This window comes from Endozoicomonas sp. PH6C, assembly GCF_059322965.1.
This window is the reverse complement of the sequence record NZ_CP185342.1, coordinates 2,501,185-2,518,695: the sequence shown is the minus strand read 5'-3', so window position 1 is coordinate 2,518,695 and position 17,511 is coordinate 2,501,185. Positions and strand designations below refer to the sequence as shown.

Genomic DNA, 17,511 nt, shown 5'->3' with positions numbered 1-17,511 from the left:
TTTGACAATGATGTTTTTATAAAGTTCACCCGTCACCCGTCAGGCTAAAACACGCAAAAAAACAACAACAAGCCGACAACACAGCTTGCACTGACCAACCTTGTCTGAATCGATCAGTTTTAACTCGCAGGCTTCTTCACGTATCTTTGAACTTCGGCGTTTTTCCGGATTGCCACCTCAATAAAGGCCCTCTCACGAAGAAGCTCTTTGTAGGCATATTTAACAGCAAGAGCATTATCTTTAATTAAGGCCAGCATAGACTTGCGATCACTCAATATCCTGTCACTGGCCCATGACAAGCGATCAATATCATCAGCAATCACCCTTTTAATAATGTTTATATCGCTTCTGATTCTCCAACTTGCAAAACGAAAAGCTTTCGGATGCGAAGCGAAAGCGGTCATTACAACTTCATCATCATCCCGCATTTCCTCGCCGGCATATGCCAATCCAATGCCAGATTGAGTAACGACAGACATAACGATCTCTTTATCATTCCTCAGTTCTTCACTAGCATATGTCAGGTCACCCGGATGCACTTTAACTGTTGCCAATACAAGCTCTCTATCATCTCGAACCCGCTGACTGGCATATTTAAGCCCATGCTTCAGCAGATTTTTTTTAATCTCTTCTCTACCACCCGGAAACAACTGACCCGGTGGAGCAAAAAACCTTAGCTCGTAGCTGTAAGCCGGGTCGATAATAAAGTAATCATTCCTCAAATTGGGATACTCATCTTCAACAAACCAAATAACCTCTTGGGGACGTGATAATAAAAGATGATGTAACAATTCCCTGCGGATGTTTTCAGCCATCTTATCACTCATTAGCACTTCCACAGAATACGAAAAAACTAACTCTCGACACTGATCAATAAACTGTTGTTGGTGATGGCTTAATAAATGGTAGAAAACGGGGGTTGTTCTGTCTTCTCTATATAAATCACTGGCTATCAAGAACAGGATATGTTGAAAGGAGAATCTGTCAGTTTCAGTAACCGCATCACTATCGAGGCGTTGTGCCAGCATGTTAAAGTTCCACTGTTCTACTTCATCTCTTTCAAAAACAGCTCTGTCCGCCAAGTAAAGATCCATGTCACGGGTAGCACGCAACGCTGTCAACAGTTTTCCAAAGCCCTCCTGCATGGTTTCAGGTGATGTCATACGGGCACATTCGACGATCATGTCTCCAGCTATGGCGTTAAAACTGACCTTGATGGTTTCGCCCTCTTTATTCAGTCCGATCGTTTTCAGTAACTGCACCAGAAACCACATACGTTTTAAAGCACCGGGATTGTCACTGCCATCAGGTTTATCAAACCGGTCGGAGAATTTCAGTCGCAGGGTATGGCCTTTCCCCCCTTCTGCGTCCCTGAATAGCTCAATAACGGCCACATGATAGCCAAGCTTCAGGTTAACAATCAAAGCATCATTCATACTGAGAACAGTCCCTCTGCGCCCTGATTGCTGGATGGATGCTTTGTCGCACGGTCTTAAGAGCGGTGCTTCTGCACCCGGAGTCGTGCAATCGACATAGGTGATCCTGTTTTCCGTAGATATCCGGCCCTGACCCGAAGCCAGAGCGACCGGTGCCAATGCCTCCACAAAACGCTGATGCAAGGAAAAAATAAGCTCATGAACACTCCCTACCTGCTCAGTCTCCCTGGGGTTAAGTGCCTGAAGAGAGAATTGCAGCTGGTGGCAGTTAGCCACCCACTGACGAAAAGCTCCCGTGGATAACTGCTCTTTTTCATCGGATTGCAGGGAACGGATGATCGTTTTTAACCCTGATAGGATGGTCTCTTTCAGCGTCGCGAAGCGGTTGATTAGCAGCTGCAATTCATTCAGCAATGGCTGCACCTTTTGTAAATCTTTGTCACCCGCCAGGTTCAGGAAGGCCCGGTAACCCTCCAACATTGCATCAGCCCCATGAATCAGCTGATTGATGTTGTCACTGGTCTCTGCCAATAGTTCTGAGCGTCGTGGCGACATGCTAAGTTTTATGGGGTTTGCCAAACAATCCAGTCCCCTGCCGGGGGCAAAGAATGCCAACAAACGGGCATTTTGATCCGTGAGCCATTCAAAACCGCTGGTGACCTGGCGGAATGTGCCTTCAGGGGGGGACAAATCATCCCTTAACGGGATGGCTTTTACTGACGGCACATCAGCAACAGCAAAGGACAGGCTTCTGTGACTGGCAAGTTTTTCGCTCATGTCACCGGCAACAATGAAGGCTCCGGACTCACCTTTGAAGCGGGCGCAGGCCAATGTCGCCTGATGGCCATCCCGCTCGGCCAGGGTCGTAAACTCTTCGCCGGCCAGCATAAAGGGTGTTTTTTTCTGTCTCATAAGGATGGCCATGTGGTCATTGAATGCACCTGAGGCAAAGACGACACCTCCAGCCCGATCCAGACATTTGGACGTAAGCATCCAGTCTTCAGCATGTCGGGCCACGAGAATGGCTCCCTCTGGCATACAGCCTGCCTGTTGTTTTTTAGCCAGCCAGAGTGGTGCGGTGCAATAGCCTTCACTGATGCCCTCGCCACTGGCCAGGCTGTGTTCGGGCATGGACATGGTAAAAACCATGTCGCCAGAGAGTTGGGTTATAGGGCGCACCTGCAACACGAACAGGCACCCCTGATGATCGATAGCAAACTCCACGTCCACGGGGCAGTGCAACAGGTCTTCCAGCTTTGCCACCACGTCCTTAAGTTGTGAGATTATGTCGTTACTGAGTATTTGACCATTACTGAGTTTTTGACCATCGTCGTCTGATAGCGCATCCCCATCATCAATTCTTATTTCCGAATAGCCGCAATTATCTGTGTTTTTGTGCAGAATGAAGTGACTTGAAATCTTTCCGGGAAAGTATTGAACGTTTTCGGCGCCTTCTTTGCGAGAAATATCAATACGGTGGGGCGTGTTACCGGACTGTCCTGCCACTACCCCCCTTGGTTGACCGTGTGTGAACTCAACCCTGAGGGTATCATCATCAAAGGATTGAAAGCTGCTGGCGACTCCGCCTTGCAGGCAGTTAATACACTCCTGGATAATCAGCGCCATGGGTTGCGGTATGCCTTCGGAACAGACTTCAGGCCGGTAAGCTGAAGCCATAACCTTGAGACAGGTTCGCAAAATATCCTCATCTCCCTGAACTTCCGAGAGGTATTTGCCTGCCTGGGCATCGCCGTAGTTGTCTTCATTAATGCCGGAACTGCGGACAATAAGCGGCCCTGATGTTGATAGTCCGTGATCTCTGATGTGTCGGGCCACTTCAGAATCTTTAACCTGCTCATAAAAGTCATCACTGGCAATAAATTTCGCCAGACCTGCCAGCCAGCACTCTCTTCTGGTTTGCTCTGAAGGCAGCAACGCATTGAGGCGTTCCCTGATGTTCGCCAGACTGATCTTTGCCTGCGGTTCATCGCCGATCCCGGGGAAAAAGGGTTCCAGACCCTGGCTATCCAGAGGGTGGTGTTCAAGCGCATTGGTGACTTGGGTTGTCACACACTGAAACGGTGGCACAGACACACCAGCTGCTTTCATGCGCTGCAAAAACATTCCCTTGCCGCCCAGTAATTCCCGGTTGGCAGGAGAACAATGAGCAGCCTGATCTGCAACAGGTGTGCTGCATTTGCGCTTGGCTAGTGGCGTTGCGTCGGGCTCGCCAATGGGTTCAGGGTCACCAAGATACATTTTGGCTAAACGATCAGCCAAAGTCTCCTGATCGGGGAGAGTTGCCAGGCTTTGAGAACCTGATCTGTCAATATTTACAAGTGGCAAAGGTAGCATAGTGATATCCCTCTCACGTTAATATTCATCCATGATTCAACAGCGAGTCATTATCATTGGTTTGACAAGAATATTTTTATAAAGTTCCACCATTAGCCTTAAGCACATAACTTAATCAGGATAAAAGATGGAGCATTCCGAACTTATGCGCCAGACCATTACTCCACAAATGCAGCTTGGCTAGGTTGATATCTCTGCCATTACATTCAATCTCAGTTAATCTCTATGGGGGTTGTTGACGCTGTAGTGGGTGTAGATTGAATGGTCAGGGGCAGTAACAGAAATACAGGAGCGATGAACAGGACCGAATAGTGCCGCAACTTAATCATTTTCAGGACTCCTTGGAAAAGCCGACAGAAAGCCCAGGAGCCTGACCGAGAATAGCGCCCGTCTAGGCGACCCCGTAGCGAGGACGGCAGAAAATTGAGGATGAAAATTCGGTTTTGTGAGGAGGATAGCGAGCTATTTGACGAACAAATAGCGGATTTTCAGACCAATTTGCTGTCGCCGCACGACTGCATGGATGCAGGAGCTAGAGCAACGCAGGAGCAGTTGCCGTGTAGGGCAGTCTATTCTCGGTCAGGCTCCTAGGCCAGCTTATTGGAGATCTGGGTTAGTATGTCTTCCATCTTGCCAAAACGTCGGTCCATCTTGTCAAAACGTTGGTCATGATTTTCTAAATTATCGTAGATTTGCATTAACAGGTCTTCCATCTTGTCAAAACGACGGTCATGATCGTCAAAACGACGGTCATGATCGTCAAAACGCCCGTCATGTTCGGCCAAACGTTTGTCGATATTATCAAAACGACGGTCATGATCGTCAAAACGCCCGTCATGTTCGGTCAAACGTTTGTCGATATTATCAAAACGACGGTCATGATCGTCAAAACGCCGGTCATGATCTTTTAAATGATTGACGACCTGTATTAACACATTTTCCATATTGTCAGAACGTCGGTCCTGATGTTCTAAATAGGTTTCAATCCTGACAAAATGCTGGTCAACCTTCTTGAAACCTTGGTCAACTTTGTCAAAACGCTGCCCGATCGACGTAAATTTCCGGTCATGTATCGTCAGGTGACGCTTTAATTCCTGATGAAAATTAAGCAAAAACGACAGGCTGTTGCTCAAGCTTCCGGTGGTTTTAAACCAGTTCTCTTGTTGTTCTTCCAGTACCGTGACTCTTGCCTCAAGGCTCATACTGCTTTCCTATGTGGTTTTTTGTTCGCCAGGTGAGCATAGCAGTTGAAAAGCAGGGTCAAGATTTTTATTTACAAACTGCCATCCCCCCCGTTCCCATGCTCTGCGTGGGAGTGCATACTGCGGACTGGACACACTCCGATGCTGAAATATGGTAGCGAGTTGAAAGGGTACGGATATTAACCCTTAGCTACGTCGGCTTGTTGGGCAAGGCATTCATTCCCACGCTGGTGCGTGGGAACGAGGGGGTATCACTCAGGCTATAGATTCAACAGTATGGCCAGAGAGGTTATGACCTCCAAAGCATTGGTCACTGGAGTTGTATCCGCTGATGAAGTGATGTGAAGGTTTTTTCTTTGTTCGAAGGTCATACCGAATGGATCAGCAAAGGTAAGGCTGGAACTCCTGTGGAGCTTGGCCTCAGAGTCTGCGTATTGCAGGATCAGTTTGGCTTTACCCTGCATCATCTGGTCATGGAAAAACAGACGGACGACCAAGTAACTGTACCTATTGCGGAAGGTGCCAAACAGTGATCTCCCCAGGTATCACAAGTCAGTTATGACCGGGGTTTCTGGTCACAGCATGGGCTGGATCGATGCCCGGATACTGGCATTGATGGCTTCCGTCGTTATGTGTCGCTGGCAGCCCAGACAAGGATTCAGCTTCTGCTATTGTTAAGAATTTTTAACGGAATTAGATATGTTTTCTGTATTGCAGATCTGGTTATACCGATTTCCAATAATATTGTCCGCTTTCTGCATCAATGCCGGCTATTGCTGTACTCACCATAGAGCTGAAGTTCAGACTCGTTGTGAAAAGGTTTTAAAAGCATTTCCGGGTGTGTTTACTAATGTTGTTTTTCATGACGTTCCGGGTGAGAGTCTGGGGAGTATTCAGGAATCACAAAATACGCTGCATATTGTGACCAGTGATTACGCTCTGAATGCTCCGATTACCGTACCAGACAATGCCATCAATGTGGGGATTGTTGGTGTTGCAACTGATGGCAAGTATCCAACCTTGTCATTAAAAGGGACAAGGTTTTCCACCGGTGTTGATGAATTCATTCGAGTTTCAGGCACTCGGTTATTGTATGTTGATGGGTTTGAACTGGATGCCGGTGGCAGCTTTGCTAATGTTTACGGCAATCTTAATCATTTTATTCATGCCAGGAGCGACAGGGTTACACTGAAGAATCTGAAATTACACAAAGCTAACGAATATGTTGATAGTGCTATCTATGTGGAGCGCTCCAAAAAATTGGAAGGCAGCCATTTGGAAATCTGGAGAGATGGCTACAAAAAACCACCATTGATTGAAACCAAAGGGGTTTTTGAAGTGCAATTCAGCGACAGTACAGTGCATGGGTTCCCATCAGAATGTACACTGATTTTGCATGAAAATAGTCATAAGGTGTCGTATTCGAACTTTACCTACCCTGTTAAGCATTCACAGTCCTGGCAATCTGGAGTTACCCCGGGGATTTTTATCGTTTATAAAGATCCCGAAATACACGCTGCCAAATTGAGTTTTGAAAATATAAGCACCAAGCCATCCGCATCCCATGATTCCGCTTTTGATGAAGTTCAGGTTCCTTTATGGGTAAATGGTCATGATAAGGTTCTTGCTAGCGTCAACTATAAAAATAACACTTTTGACCGGGCAAATACTCCCATGTTTCTTACTGATGTTCATTGGGAGGGAGATGCTGCAGCCATACCCATCCTGAAAACACCTCAATATCAGGCATTTTTAACGAAAGATTTTGTGCCAAAGTGTCTTCGGGAAAGATATACACCCGAGTCCATAGAAAGAAATACAGAATCATTAGATTTGTCTAATACTGCTAGCCATACTAATGAATTAGACGATACCAGGACTACTTTGATAGTGCTTGGTTTTTATACATTATTTTTTTTACCCCAGGTCATTTTAATATCATTATTACATTTCTTACCGGATCGCCATGTGCGGCACTATCACCTTGAACGAAAACGAGGGTAAATAATACCAGCTGCTGGGTAAGAGTCTGGATGGCCAAAATTTTCTATAAAGCCTATCCATTGCAGATTTAATCTTTGTGAATGCTCCCCGCCCTGTCGGGCGAGGCTTCTGACTTCTCAGACAGCAACCGGCAATGTGCCGGATTTACGCTCGCCTCCATCAGCAGAGACGGACAAACCTTCCGCCTTTAACTTCAAAATGCCTTGATGTTTTATGTTGATAGCGGCGTTAATATCCCGATCATGGACAGCACCGCATTCACACGTCCATGAGCGAGTTTTGAGCGGTATTTCCTCTCGCTTGCGACCGCAGCAGGAACAGGTTTTTGATGAGGCAAACCACTGGTCAATTTTCACCAGATGTTTACCGGCCTGTTTTGCTTTGTAGTCGAGCTTGGTCACAAGGGAGTGCCAACCTGCATCAGCAATGGATCGGGCAAGGCAATGGTTCTTGAGCATGTTCTTGACCTTCAGCGTCTCCACAATCACCGCTTGGTTGTCGTCGGGGCCGCCTAGGTAATGAGTTGTCTGGACAGTTTGTGCTGGAAGTCGTTACGGGCAAAGGCGACACGCTCATGCGCCTTTGCTACAAGGAGTCTGGCTTTGGCTCTGCCTTTAGAGCCTTTCTTGCATCGCGATAGTTTTTTCTGTTTTCGCTTCAGGTTGCGTTGTGCTTTCTTCAGAAAGCGGGGATTGCCAGTCTTATGGTCGGTACTGGTAATGGCAATGTCAGTTAACCCAACATCCACACCGACTATGCAAGAACTTTGCAGATCGGCTACTGGCTTCGCTTCAGACGCACCATCTTCAGCCAGTACAGAAGCGTAGAACTTACCTGTCGGTGTTTTGCTCAGGGTAATCGACTTGAGTTGTCCGGTAATTTCCCGGTGTATCCTTGCTTTAATTGGCTCGCACTTGGGTACTTTGATCCAGTCATCACCTGTGGAAACAGAAGTGCAATGGTAGCTGCTTTGCTTACCATGCTTTGACTTGAAACGAGGAAAACGAGCTTGCAGCTTCGGATTAAAGAAGTTCTGAAATGCCTTGTCCAGATTGATAATTGACTGCTGCAAGGCAATCGAATCAGCTTCTTTCAACCATGAGTATTTTCGGCTTTTCTTAGCAATTACCAACAAGGGTTTCAAGTCTTTTTTCGGAGCAAGGTTCTGATCTCGCACCTTGTAGTAATGGTTCTTGATGGCCAGAGCTTTATTCCAAACCTTACGCACAGCACCAAATTGACGGTTTAAAAAATCCGCCTGCTCTGGTGTTGGGTAGATGCGTACTTTAGTGGCTTTCAACATAACTCTTTACAAGTGAGTACTCATTATTACAATGCCTGAAATAATAGACTTATTACAGGTTATTTCAATTGACTGCGTACCAGCTTGCAGGCGGAACGCTCTGCGTTCCCGTCTTATATCCCCGCCCGATTGAGGGTGTCGCAAAACTCTGGTTCCCATGCTCCAGCGTGGGAACCCATACCCATCTCGCGCCGCAGAGTCCGCTTTTCAGGGGAGGTATGCATTCCCACGAAGAGCGTGGGAACGAGTTGTTAAAAGCGGCTTAAATGGTACGCAAAAAAAAGTATGGAAAGCATGTGGTTGATTGCAACGAAGCCTATACATCCAAGACTCGATCATGGAGCGGGACCATTGACGAAAAATTAGGTTCTTCCAAGGTTATTAAGGGTGAGGGCTTCACCGTTGATCGTGACATCAACGGTGCCAGAAATGTCTTTCTTAAGTGTTTGACAAGGTAGCTTGAACCTTAGCCATAACAGCGAGTGTTGCGCTCGTTGCGGTTTTAATCAAGAGTACCCAGTCCACATGTGAAAAACTGCCGTCTGTTTGTATTCATCATGCTCATCCCTTTCCATCGAATATCTAACATGAGTCAGAGAGTTCATGAACTTTTCAAAGTCTTGTCTGATATGTTCACAAGACAGAAGCTCCGATATATCCTGTATCAATACGTTCTTTAGACATTGTTTGTTTACTCTCTAAATCATTACTCAGCCTCTCTTTGGTGCCGTACAGCTAGTACCGTTGTTGGTTCGCCATCAGTACGATACAAGGCAACATAACCACTGCTACCTAAGTCAATCAGCCACTCCATAAACTCAGGCTCCATGCCATCAACAAGCCGACCAACTTCAGGTTGATGGGCTAAAATTTTCACATTAGAACGGATTGTTTTGATAGCACGGCTGGCAGACTTTCCACCTTTGCTTGCCAGAAACCGATGAAGTCGCTGAACATCTCTAAGGGCAGAAGGTGACCATATCAATCGTGACACTCAGGAATCTCCGCATCTTCTCCGGCTTCAAGTTTGGCCAGCCATGCATCTGCCTCTTCAAGCGTCAGGTGCATGCCATTTTCCTGATAGGCTTCCCAAGCATTGAGAGCATCCTGCTTGAAGGCTTCTTTCTTTTCCTCACAAGCCACATAGTGACGAATTGCCTCACACATAATCCAGTGGGCTGATCGGTGTCTGGCTTCAGCCAAGTGCTGAACCCTCCTTTTCAAGTCTTCATCAAGTTTAACTGAGGTGGTGGCCATCCTCTTCTCCTTTGGTATTAAAAGGTGTTACCTATTAACACTACACCACTACACCACTACAACAGAAAGTAAAGAAAACCCTCGTTTTATTTACTTTTGTACTGGGTGTCCAGAGTGAGCCTTTAAGTACCTGGCCAGTTGGTTTCGCATATTCTGGCGAGTCGATTTTTTCATCCTTCAAGGCGCAACGACGGGCGTGTAGCCATAGCCAGGCAACCAGAGTTGGAATGCAGAAGGATGGAAAAAGCCGCCGTCCAGAATATACGAAACCTACTGGTTAGCTACTTACCTTTGATTTGACAAGAGAATTTTTATAGAGTTCCGCCATTCGCTTCAAGCACAGAGCTTAATCAGGATAAAAAATGGAGCATTCCGAACTTCTTACTTGCCTATGTATTTAAGAACTTCGCAATTTTTTTGGACTGCTGCATCAATAAAGTCCTCATCCTCTTGAAGTCTGTAGGCAGCATATTCGAAAGCCAGAGGATATTCCTGAATTAAGTCCAGCATATACTCGCGATCATGAAATACCGCTCTATGGGCATGTCTTAAGTGAGTGATATCATCAGCTATCAAGATTTTAATCATGTTTTTATCGCTTCGTATTCTTGGACTTGCGTACTTAAAAGCGCCTGGATACTGTGCGATAGCAGCAATGACAACCTCATCATCATCCTGAAGTCCCGAGCTGGCATATTCCAGCAGACCGCCATCTCCAGTGACAGCGGCCAGGACGACCTCTTTATCACTTTTCAGTTCTTCACTCAAATACTTCAGGTTATGCGGATGTGCTGCAGTGATGGCTAATACCAGATGTTTATCTTTTTGAGCCCGTTGGCTGGCGTATTCCAGCCCATATTTCAGAAAGAAACTCTTGACCTTTTCTCTATCTTCCGGAAGCGACTGACCTGATGGAACATCAAACTCCAGGCTATAACTGCAGGCTGATGGTTTTACAATATAGTATTGGTCTCTCAAATCGGGATAAACAGCCTCAACCAATGGCATAGCGTTTTGGGCATCTATCAATAACAGATGATGTAAAAGCTCCCTGCGGGTGTCTTCACTGATCTCATTACTCATTAACACTTCCCGAAAATGGTTCTCCGACTTTCTCCACCACTCTTCTAACCGTTGAACATAATCAATAAATTGTTGGTGTTGTTTACTTAATAACTGGCAACAATCGGGAGTCATCGTGGAATAGTCATAAATCGTTGAGAAAAGACAATGTTGAAAGGCAAATCTATCAGCTTCTGTGGCTGAGTCTCTATCAAGACGTTGCGCAAGCAAATCAAAATTCCACTGATCCCCTTCAAAAAGGCTGCAGTCTTCTAAATAAATATCCATATCCTGAATAGCATGCAAAGCTGTCATCAGTTTTTCAAAGGCATCCTGCATGGTTTGACGTGATGTCATTCGGGTGTATTCGACAATAATTTCTCCCGCTACGGCGTTGCTACTGAGCTTCATACCGGCAGCATTTTTATCCAGTTCGATCGTTTTCAGTAATTGCACCAGAAACCACATGCGTTTCAATTTGCCGGGTGCATCAGTGCCATCAATGGCATCAAACTCGTCAGAAAATTTCAGTCGCAAGGTTCGTCCTTTACCTCCCTCTGCGTTTTCAAGTAGCTCGATAAGCGCCAGGTGATGTCCTAACTTAAGGTTCACAATCAAGGCATCATCCATACTGATGACCGTTGCCGGACGGGCTAATTTTTTGAGGGATGCCTTGCAGGAGGGACTCAATAGCGGAGTCCTTTCACCTGAGCCAACCGGAGTCGTGCAATCAACATAAGCGACTTCTTCCTCCTTGAACAATCTGCCCTGACCCGAGGCCAGAGTGACCGGTGCCAGCGCCTCTACAAAGCGCTTATGCAGGGCAAAAATCAGCTCATGGACACTCCGCACCTGCTCAGCCTCTGAAGGGTTGAGTGCCTGAAGACAGGATTGTAGCCGGTGGCAGGCGACCAGCCACTGACGAAACGATATCTTCCCATCTTCATCGTCATCCAGTGGCAGGATGATAGCCTCCAGTTCTGCTCGGATGGTCTGTTTCAGCGTCTCGAACCGGTTGATTAGTAGCGGTAATTCATCCAGCAATCGCCCGACCTTGGGTGCCCTGCTCTTACGCGCCAGCAGCAGGAAGGCCAGGTAACCCTCCAACAGGGCTTTTGCGCCATAAATCAGCCGATTTACGCACTCCCTGGTCTCTGCCAGTATCTTTGCCCGTTGTGGCGACATACTTAGTTTTACCGGGTTTGCCAGACAATCCAGGCCACTACCCGGGGCGAAGAGCGACAGCAGTCGGGCATTTTGATCTGTAAGCCACTTAAAGCCAGTGGCGACCTGACGAAATGTGTCTTCAGGGGGGGACAAATCATCCCGTGACGGGATGATTTTCGGTAAGGGTTCATCGAAAAAAGCAGTGGATGGCGTTCTGTAACTGGCCAGTTTTACGGTATGGTCACCGACAACAATAAAGGCACCGGGCGTCCCTTTAAAGCGAGCGCAGGCCAGCGTAACCTGTTGGCCGTCCTGAGCGACTATGGCCGGGTACTGGCCAGCAGCCAGCATCAAAGTTTTTGCTTTCTGTCTCAGGAGGATCGCTACATGATCATTGAATCCTCCTTCATCAAAGACAAACCCTCCTGCCCGCTTCAGGAACTCAGGCTCAAGCATCCACTCTTGCGCGTGGTGGGCCAGGACAACGGCTCCCTCTGGCATCAAGTCTGCCTTTTGTTTTTTGGCCAGCCAGAGTGCTCCGGTGCAATAGCCTTCGCTGACAACCTCGCCGATAGCCAGAGTCTCTTCCGGTATCGGCATGGCAAAACTCATGCCACCAGAGAGTCGGGTAACAGGGCGCACCTGCAACAGGAACAGGCGCCCCTTATAATCAATGGCAAACTCCACATCCACAGGACAGAGCAAGAGGTTTTCGAGCTTTGTAACCATCTCCCTGAGTGCTGAAACCGTGTCATCACTTAGTTGCTGACTGAAGTCGTCTGATTGAGTATCCGCATCGTGAATTCTTTTTTCTGAATAGCCGTTATTATTCGTGTTTTTGCGCAGGATGAAGCGACTTGAAATCGTTCCGGGAAAATATTGAGCGCTGTCAGCGCTTTCTTTGCGAGAAATATCTATGCGATGAGGCCTGTTACCGGACTGGCCTGTCACAACACCTCTGGGCTGACCCGGTGTGTATTCGACCCTGAGGGTATCATCCTGAAAGGATTGAAAGCTCATGACGACCCCACCATATTGGCAGTCAATGCACTGTTGGAGGATCAGCGCCATGGGGGGTGGTATAACTCCGGGACAGACTTCTGGCCGGTAACCTGAGGCCATAACCTCAAGGCAGGTTCGCACAACATCCTCTTCTCCCTGAACTTTCGAGAGGTATTTGCCCGCCTGGGCATCGCCGTAATTATCTTCCCTGATGCCAGAGCTGCGAACCATCACCGGCTGTGTCCATGGTCCGTCCAGCTGAGCGCGCAGTTCACCGATGTGCCGGGCCGCTTCAGAATCTTTCACCTGTTCGTAAAAGTCATTACTGGCAATAAATTTCGCCAGACCCGCCAGCCCGATATCCCTTTTCACTTGTTCTGAAGATGGCAAGGCATTGAGGTATATCCGGATGCTCATCAGGCTGGTCACAGGCTCCTGTTGATGAACAATCCCCGGGAGACAGCGAGCAAGATGATGGCTCTCCAGAGGATATTGTTCAAGCGCATTCATAATTTGAGCAGTAACACACTTGAAGGGTGGAACAGGCAGACCTGCTGCCTTCATGCGCTGCAAAAACATTCCCTTGCCCCCAAGTAGTGCCCGGTTGGGGCGAGGCTGGTCAACAGCCTGATTGAGTGGAACTGAAGTCTGTATACGACAGACACGATTGGCCAGTAGTGTCTGGCAGGGAATGGGACTGGCAACCAGATAACTGAAATATCTTTTGGCTAAAAGGTTAGCCCTGTTAACTGAACTGAGAGCCCCGGTAATCCGATTTGGAATGGTTGTCGGGATTTGCTGATTTGAACGATCAGAATTGGCATGTAACTGAGACATCCCTCTGATGTTTATGTTCATCCTCCGGGCTTGCATCTGCCAGCCCGTTGCCATACCAAGTGACCGCAGCCATGACGACGTACTTATCATTCTCTGGTTTCCCACTAATACCAATTGAACTTTCTAATTCCCTATTGCGCACTTCATTAAAAGGTAACATCAAGATATCCCTTTCCCCCCCTTTGACAATGGCGTTTTTATAAAGTTCACCCGTCAGCTTCAGGTACGCAGTAGCAAAAGCAACTACAAACTGGCAACAGGGATGGCAATGATCAGGATTTTCAGAGGTATTTACGAACCTTGGGGTTTCTTTGTTCTGCTGCATTGATAAAAGCCGTATTTTTTTTAAGCCTGGAAGCTGCAAACAGGAAAGCTCCGGGATTCTTTGCGATTAAATCCAACATATATTCGCGATCATTCAATATCTCCTCACTGGTATATGATAAGGGATCAGTACTCTCAGCAATGAGCATTCGAATAATGTTTTTATCGTTTCGGAATCTTTCTGATGCATAACGCAGGGCTTTGGGAGACTTTTTGATAGCGGCCATGACAATATCGTTGTCATCCCTCAGCGCCTCACTCAACTCTCGCAGTTCTTCGGGATAATCTGAAATGACGGGTAATACCAGGTCTCTATCATCCCGAACCCTTTGGCTGGCATATTTCAGTCCATGCGTCAGCAAGGCATTCCTGATCTTTTCTTTACAATCCTCACGCCGCTGGCCTGGTGGTACGTAAAACTCTAACAGGTAATTGTCAGATGGATTGATAACAAAGAATTGATACTCCATTTCATACACTTGCTCAATCAATCGAATAGCGCATTCGGGATTATATAATAAAAAATGATGTAAGAGCTCTCTGCGGATGCTCTCACTCATTTCATCACTCATGAACATTTCCCGAAGTCTGTCGTCCGGATTTTTACTGAAAAATCTCAGCATCTGACACGCCCCTAACCGCCCGGCATAATTAATAAACTGTTGCAGGTGGTTGCTTAATAACATGCCGCATTCGGGAGTAATGCTATGAAAACTACACTTATAAAACATTGAGAAAAGACAATGTTGAAAGGCGAATCTATCGGCTTCTGTCACAACACCGGGATTAAGTCGTTGTGCAAGCAGGTTAAAGTCCCAATAATATTCTTTGAAAACATTTGCGGACTGAAAGTATAGATCGAGGTTATTTACAGCTTTTAACACAATCATCAGTTTTACAAAGGCATCCTGCATGGTTTGACGTAATGGTAACCGGGGATATTCGACGATAATTTCACCCGCCACAGCGTTACAACTCAGCTTCATGCCATCAGCTTCTTTATCCAGTTTGATCGCTTTCAGTAGCTGCACTAAAAACCACATACGTTTTAATTTACCGTGCTCACTACTGCCATCAAGGTTCTGAAACTGGTCAGAAAATTTCAGCCGCAAGGTTCGCCCTTTACCCCCCTCTGCGTTTTCAAGCAGCTCGACAAGGCTCATATGACTGCCAAGCTTCAGGTTAACAATCAGAGCATCATCCATACTGACGACAGTCCCTGAGCGCCCTGATTCTTCAATGAATATTTTGTCGGACGGCCTCAATAACGGCGCCCCTGCACCCGGAGTCGTGCAATCAACATAGGTGATGTTATTTTCCGTAGATACCTCACCCGGGCCCGAAGCCAGAGTGACCGGTGCCAATGCCTCCACAAAACGCTGATGCAGGGTAAAAATCAGCTCATGGACACTTCGCACCTGCTCAGCGCTTTTAGTGTTGAGTGCTTGAAGACAGGATTGCAGCTGATGACAGTCTGCCAGCCACTGACGAAAGCTTACCGGGGATAACTTCTCTTCTTCGGCAGCTTGCATGGGAAGAGTGATACGCTCTAACCCGTATTGAATGGTCTGTTTCAACATCTCGAACCGGTTGCTCAGCAGCGGTAATTCTTGCCGCAATGACTCGACTCTGTCTGAACTTTGCTTAACAGCCAGTTGCAGGAATGCCCCGTACCCATCCAGCAGCGCTTGAGCCCCATGAACCAGTCGATTTACGCTGTCCAAGGTCTCTGCCAATAGCTTTGATCGTTGTGGTGACATGCTCAGTTTTACCGGGTTTGCCAGACAATCCAGCCCGCCGCCGGTGGCAAAAAATGCCAACAGGCGGGCATTTTGATCCGTGAGCCATTGAAATCCGCTGGCGACCTGACGGAGTGCGCCTTCTGAGAGGGACAATTCATCCCATGCAGGGATGGCTTTTACTGAAGGTTCATCAGAAACAGCAGAGGATAGAATGCCGTGACTCAACAGTTTCCCGGTCATGTCACCGGCAACAATAAAGGCACCGGGCTTACCGTTAAAGCGGGCACAGGCCAGCGTCGCCTGTTGGCCAACCTGAGCGGCCACGGACTCAAACTGGTCACCGGCCAGCATCAGGGTTTTTCGTTGCTGTTTCATCAGGATCGCGACATGATCATTGAATCCGCCTGTGGCAGTAACAAAGCCTCCTGCCCGCTTCAGGAACCCGGGCTCAAGCATCCAGTCTTTAGCGTGTTGGGCCACAACAATAGCGCCCTCTGGCATAGAGTCTGCCGCTGATTCTTCAGCCAGCCAGAGTGGTCCCGTGCAATAGCCTTCGCTGACACCCTCGCCAATGGCCAGGATCTCTTCGGGTATGGGCATGGCGAAATCCAGGCCGCCGGAGAGTCGGGTGACAGGACGCACCTGCAACAGGAAAAGGCGACCCTGATGGTTTATGGCAAACTCCACATCCACGGGGCAGAGCAACAGCTTTTCCAGCTTTGTCACCATCACCCTGAGGTCTGCAACCATGTCATCAGTGAGTTGTTGTTCAACGTCGTTTGATTGGGCATCGGCATCATCCATTCTTATTTCCGAATAGCCGTTATTGTCTTTACGCAGGATGTAATGACTTGAGATGGTCCCGGGAAAGTATTGATAGCTGTCGGCGCCTTCCTTGCGAAAAATATCAATACGATGGGGCCTGTTACCGGACTGCCCGGCCACTATCCCTCTGGGCTGCCCCCGTGTGAACTCAACCCTGACGGTATCATCATCAAAGGATTGAAAACTCATGGCGACTCCGCCGTGCAGGCAGTCAATACACTCCTGGATAATCAGCGCCATGGGTTGCGGTATGCCTTCGGAACAGACTTCAGGCCGGTAAGCTGAGGCCATAACCTTTAGACAGGTTCGCAAAATATCCTCATCTCCCTGAACTTCCGAAAGGTATTTGCCCGCCTGGGCGTCGCCGTAGTTATCTTCATTGATGCCGGAACTGCGGACAATAAGCGGCCCTGATGTTAATAGTCCATGATCCCTGATGTGTCGGGCCGCTTCAGAATCTTTAACCTGCTCATAAAAGTCATCACTGGCAATAAAGTTCGCCAGACCCGCCAGCCAGCTGTCTCTTCTGATTTGTTCTGAAGGCAGGAACGCATTGAGGCGTTCCCTGATGTTTGCCAGACTGATCCCCGCCTCCGGTTCATTGCCGATCCCGGGGAAACAGGGTTCCAGACGCTGGCTATCCAGAGGGTGTTGTTCCAGCGCATTGGTGACCTGAGTTGTCACACACTGAAACGGTGGCACAGACAAACCGGCTGCTTTCATACGCTGCAAAAACATTCCCTTGCCGCCCAGCAGTGCCCGGTTGGCAACAGAACAATGAGTAGCCTGATCTGCGACAGGTGAGTGACATTTGCGCCTGGCTAGTGACCTTGTGTCGGGAATGACAATGGGTTCAGGATCGCCAAAATACCTTTTGACTGAACGATCAGCCTTAGTATTCTGATCGGGAACAGTTGCCAGACTTTGAGAATCTGATCTGCCAATGGTCGCAGGTGGTAAAGGTAACATAAAGATATCCCTCTCACGTTAATATT

Annotated in this window: 11 protein-coding genes and 1 pseudogene; 3 read left to right on the top strand and 9 right to left on the bottom strand. The window is 47.7% G+C overall.

The genetic code is table 11. The features are described from left to right. Positions 1-119: 119 nt before the first annotated feature. Positions 120-3,791 carry a DUF4116 domain-containing protein gene (locus tag ACOMG9_RS09570; protein WP_494530132.1) on the bottom strand — a complete coding sequence of 1,224 codons (3,672 nt, stop codon included), beginning with the start codon at positions 3,789-3,791 and terminating at the stop codon, positions 120-122. Positions 3,792-4,378: 587 nt separating this feature from the next. Beyond that, on the bottom strand, positions 4,379-4,993 hold the full coding sequence (locus ACOMG9_RS09565) for a hypothetical protein (protein ID WP_494530131.1): 615 nt from the start codon (positions 4,991-4,993) through the stop codon (positions 4,379-4,381). A 344-nt stretch (positions 4,994-5,337) separates the two neighbouring features. Here ACOMG9_RS09565 and ACOMG9_RS09560 point away from each other — a divergent pair. Further along, positions 5,338-5,784 (top strand): annotated as a pseudogene (locus ACOMG9_RS09560) (hypothetical protein); the annotation flags it as partial. Then, positions 5,693-6,997 carry a hypothetical protein gene (locus ACOMG9_RS09555; RefSeq protein ID WP_494530409.1) on the top strand — a complete coding sequence of 435 codons (1,305 nt, stop codon included), beginning with the start codon at positions 5,693-5,695 and terminating at the stop codon, positions 6,995-6,997. The pseudogene ACOMG9_RS09560 and the gene ACOMG9_RS09555, both read left to right, overlap by 92 nt. Positions 6,998-7,113: 116 nt before the next feature. Here ACOMG9_RS09555 and ACOMG9_RS09550 read toward each other — a convergent pair whose 3' ends face one another. Further along, on the bottom strand, positions 7,114-7,455 hold the full coding sequence (locus ACOMG9_RS09550; protein ID WP_494530130.1) for an RNA-guided endonuclease TnpB family protein: 342 nt from the start codon (positions 7,453-7,455) through the stop codon (positions 7,114-7,116). Between the two features lie 53 nt (positions 7,456-7,508). Continuing rightward, positions 7,509-8,300: an RNA-guided endonuclease InsQ/TnpB family protein gene (locus tag ACOMG9_RS09545; protein ID WP_448216747.1), complete on the bottom strand. Its 792-nt coding sequence runs from the start codon at positions 8,298-8,300 to the stop codon at positions 7,509-7,511. A 266-nt stretch (positions 8,301-8,566) separates the two neighbouring features. Between ACOMG9_RS09545 and ACOMG9_RS09540 the strand changes: the two genes are divergently transcribed. Then, positions 8,567-8,758, top strand: coding sequence for a zinc ribbon domain-containing protein (locus tag ACOMG9_RS09540; RefSeq protein WP_448216746.1), 192 nt, complete (start codon positions 8,567-8,569; stop codon positions 8,756-8,758). A 248-nt stretch (positions 8,759-9,006) separates the two neighbouring features. On the opposite strand, the gene ACOMG9_RS09535 is transcribed toward ACOMG9_RS09540, so the two are convergent. From ACOMG9_RS09535 to ACOMG9_RS09515, 5 genes are all read right to left on the bottom strand, one after another. Then, the gene (locus tag ACOMG9_RS09535; protein WP_448216745.1) at positions 9,007-9,294 is read right to left on the bottom strand and encodes a type II toxin-antitoxin system RelE/ParE family toxin; all 288 of its coding nucleotides are present in this window, start codon (positions 9,292-9,294) and stop codon (positions 9,007-9,009) included. Continuing rightward, on the bottom strand, positions 9,282-9,557 hold the full coding sequence (locus ACOMG9_RS09530; protein WP_448216744.1) for a CopG family ribbon-helix-helix protein: 276 nt from the start codon (positions 9,555-9,557) through the stop codon (positions 9,282-9,284). The genes ACOMG9_RS09535 and ACOMG9_RS09530 overlap by 13 nt, the downstream gene beginning before the upstream one ends. 381 nt (positions 9,558-9,938) lie before the next feature. Next, positions 9,939-13,625, bottom strand: a complete 3,687-nt coding sequence (locus ACOMG9_RS09525) for a DUF4116 domain-containing protein (protein ID WP_494530129.1) — start codon at positions 13,623-13,625, stop codon at positions 9,939-9,941. Further along, the gene (locus tag ACOMG9_RS09520; RefSeq protein WP_494530128.1) at positions 13,600-13,950 is read right to left on the bottom strand and encodes a hypothetical protein; all 351 of its coding nucleotides are present in this window, start codon (positions 13,948-13,950) and stop codon (positions 13,600-13,602) included. The genes ACOMG9_RS09525 and ACOMG9_RS09520 overlap by 26 nt, the downstream gene beginning before the upstream one ends. After that, positions 13,907-17,485, bottom strand: coding sequence for a PEP/pyruvate-binding domain-containing protein (locus ACOMG9_RS09515; protein WP_494530127.1), 3,579 nt, complete (start codon positions 17,483-17,485; stop codon positions 13,907-13,909). The genes ACOMG9_RS09520 and ACOMG9_RS09515 overlap by 44 nt, the downstream gene beginning before the upstream one ends. Positions 17,486-17,511 lie beyond the last annotated feature (26 nt).

Bases quoted from the DNA above. Each gene is read 5' to 3' on its own strand.
- ACOMG9_RS09570 (WP_494530132.1), bottom strand. From the start codon at position 3,791: ATGCTACCTTTGCCACTTGTAAATATTGACAGATCAGGTTCTCAAAGC.
- ACOMG9_RS09565 (WP_494530131.1), bottom strand. From the start codon at position 4,993: ATGAGCCTTGAGGCAAGAGTCACGGTACTGGAAGAACAACAAGAGAAC.
- ACOMG9_RS09555 (WP_494530409.1), top strand. From the start codon at position 5,693: ATGTTTTCTGTATTGCAGATCTGGTTATACCGATTTCCAATAATATTG.
- ACOMG9_RS09550 (WP_494530130.1), bottom strand. From the start codon at position 7,455: ATGCTCAAGAACCATTGCCTTGCCCGATCCATTGCTGATGCAGGTTGG.
- ACOMG9_RS09545 (WP_448216747.1), bottom strand. From the start codon at position 8,300: ATGTTGAAAGCCACTAAAGTACGCATCTACCCAACACCAGAGCAGGCG.
- ACOMG9_RS09540 (WP_448216746.1), top strand. From the start codon at position 8,567: ATGGTACGCAAAAAAAAGTATGGAAAGCATGTGGTTGATTGCAACGAA.
- ACOMG9_RS09530 (WP_448216744.1), bottom strand. From the start codon at position 9,557: ATGGCCACCACCTCAGTTAAACTTGATGAAGACTTGAAAAGGAGGGTT.
- ACOMG9_RS09525 (WP_494530129.1), bottom strand. From the start codon at position 13,625: ATGTCTCAGTTACATGCCAATTCTGATCGTTCAAATCAGCAAATCCCG.
- ACOMG9_RS09520 (WP_494530128.1), bottom strand. From the start codon at position 13,950: ATGCAGCAGAACAAAGAAACCCCAAGGTTCGTAAATACCTCTGAAAAT.
- ACOMG9_RS09515 (WP_494530127.1), bottom strand. From the start codon at position 17,485: ATGTTACCTTTACCACCTGCGACCATTGGCAGATCAGATTCTCAAAGT.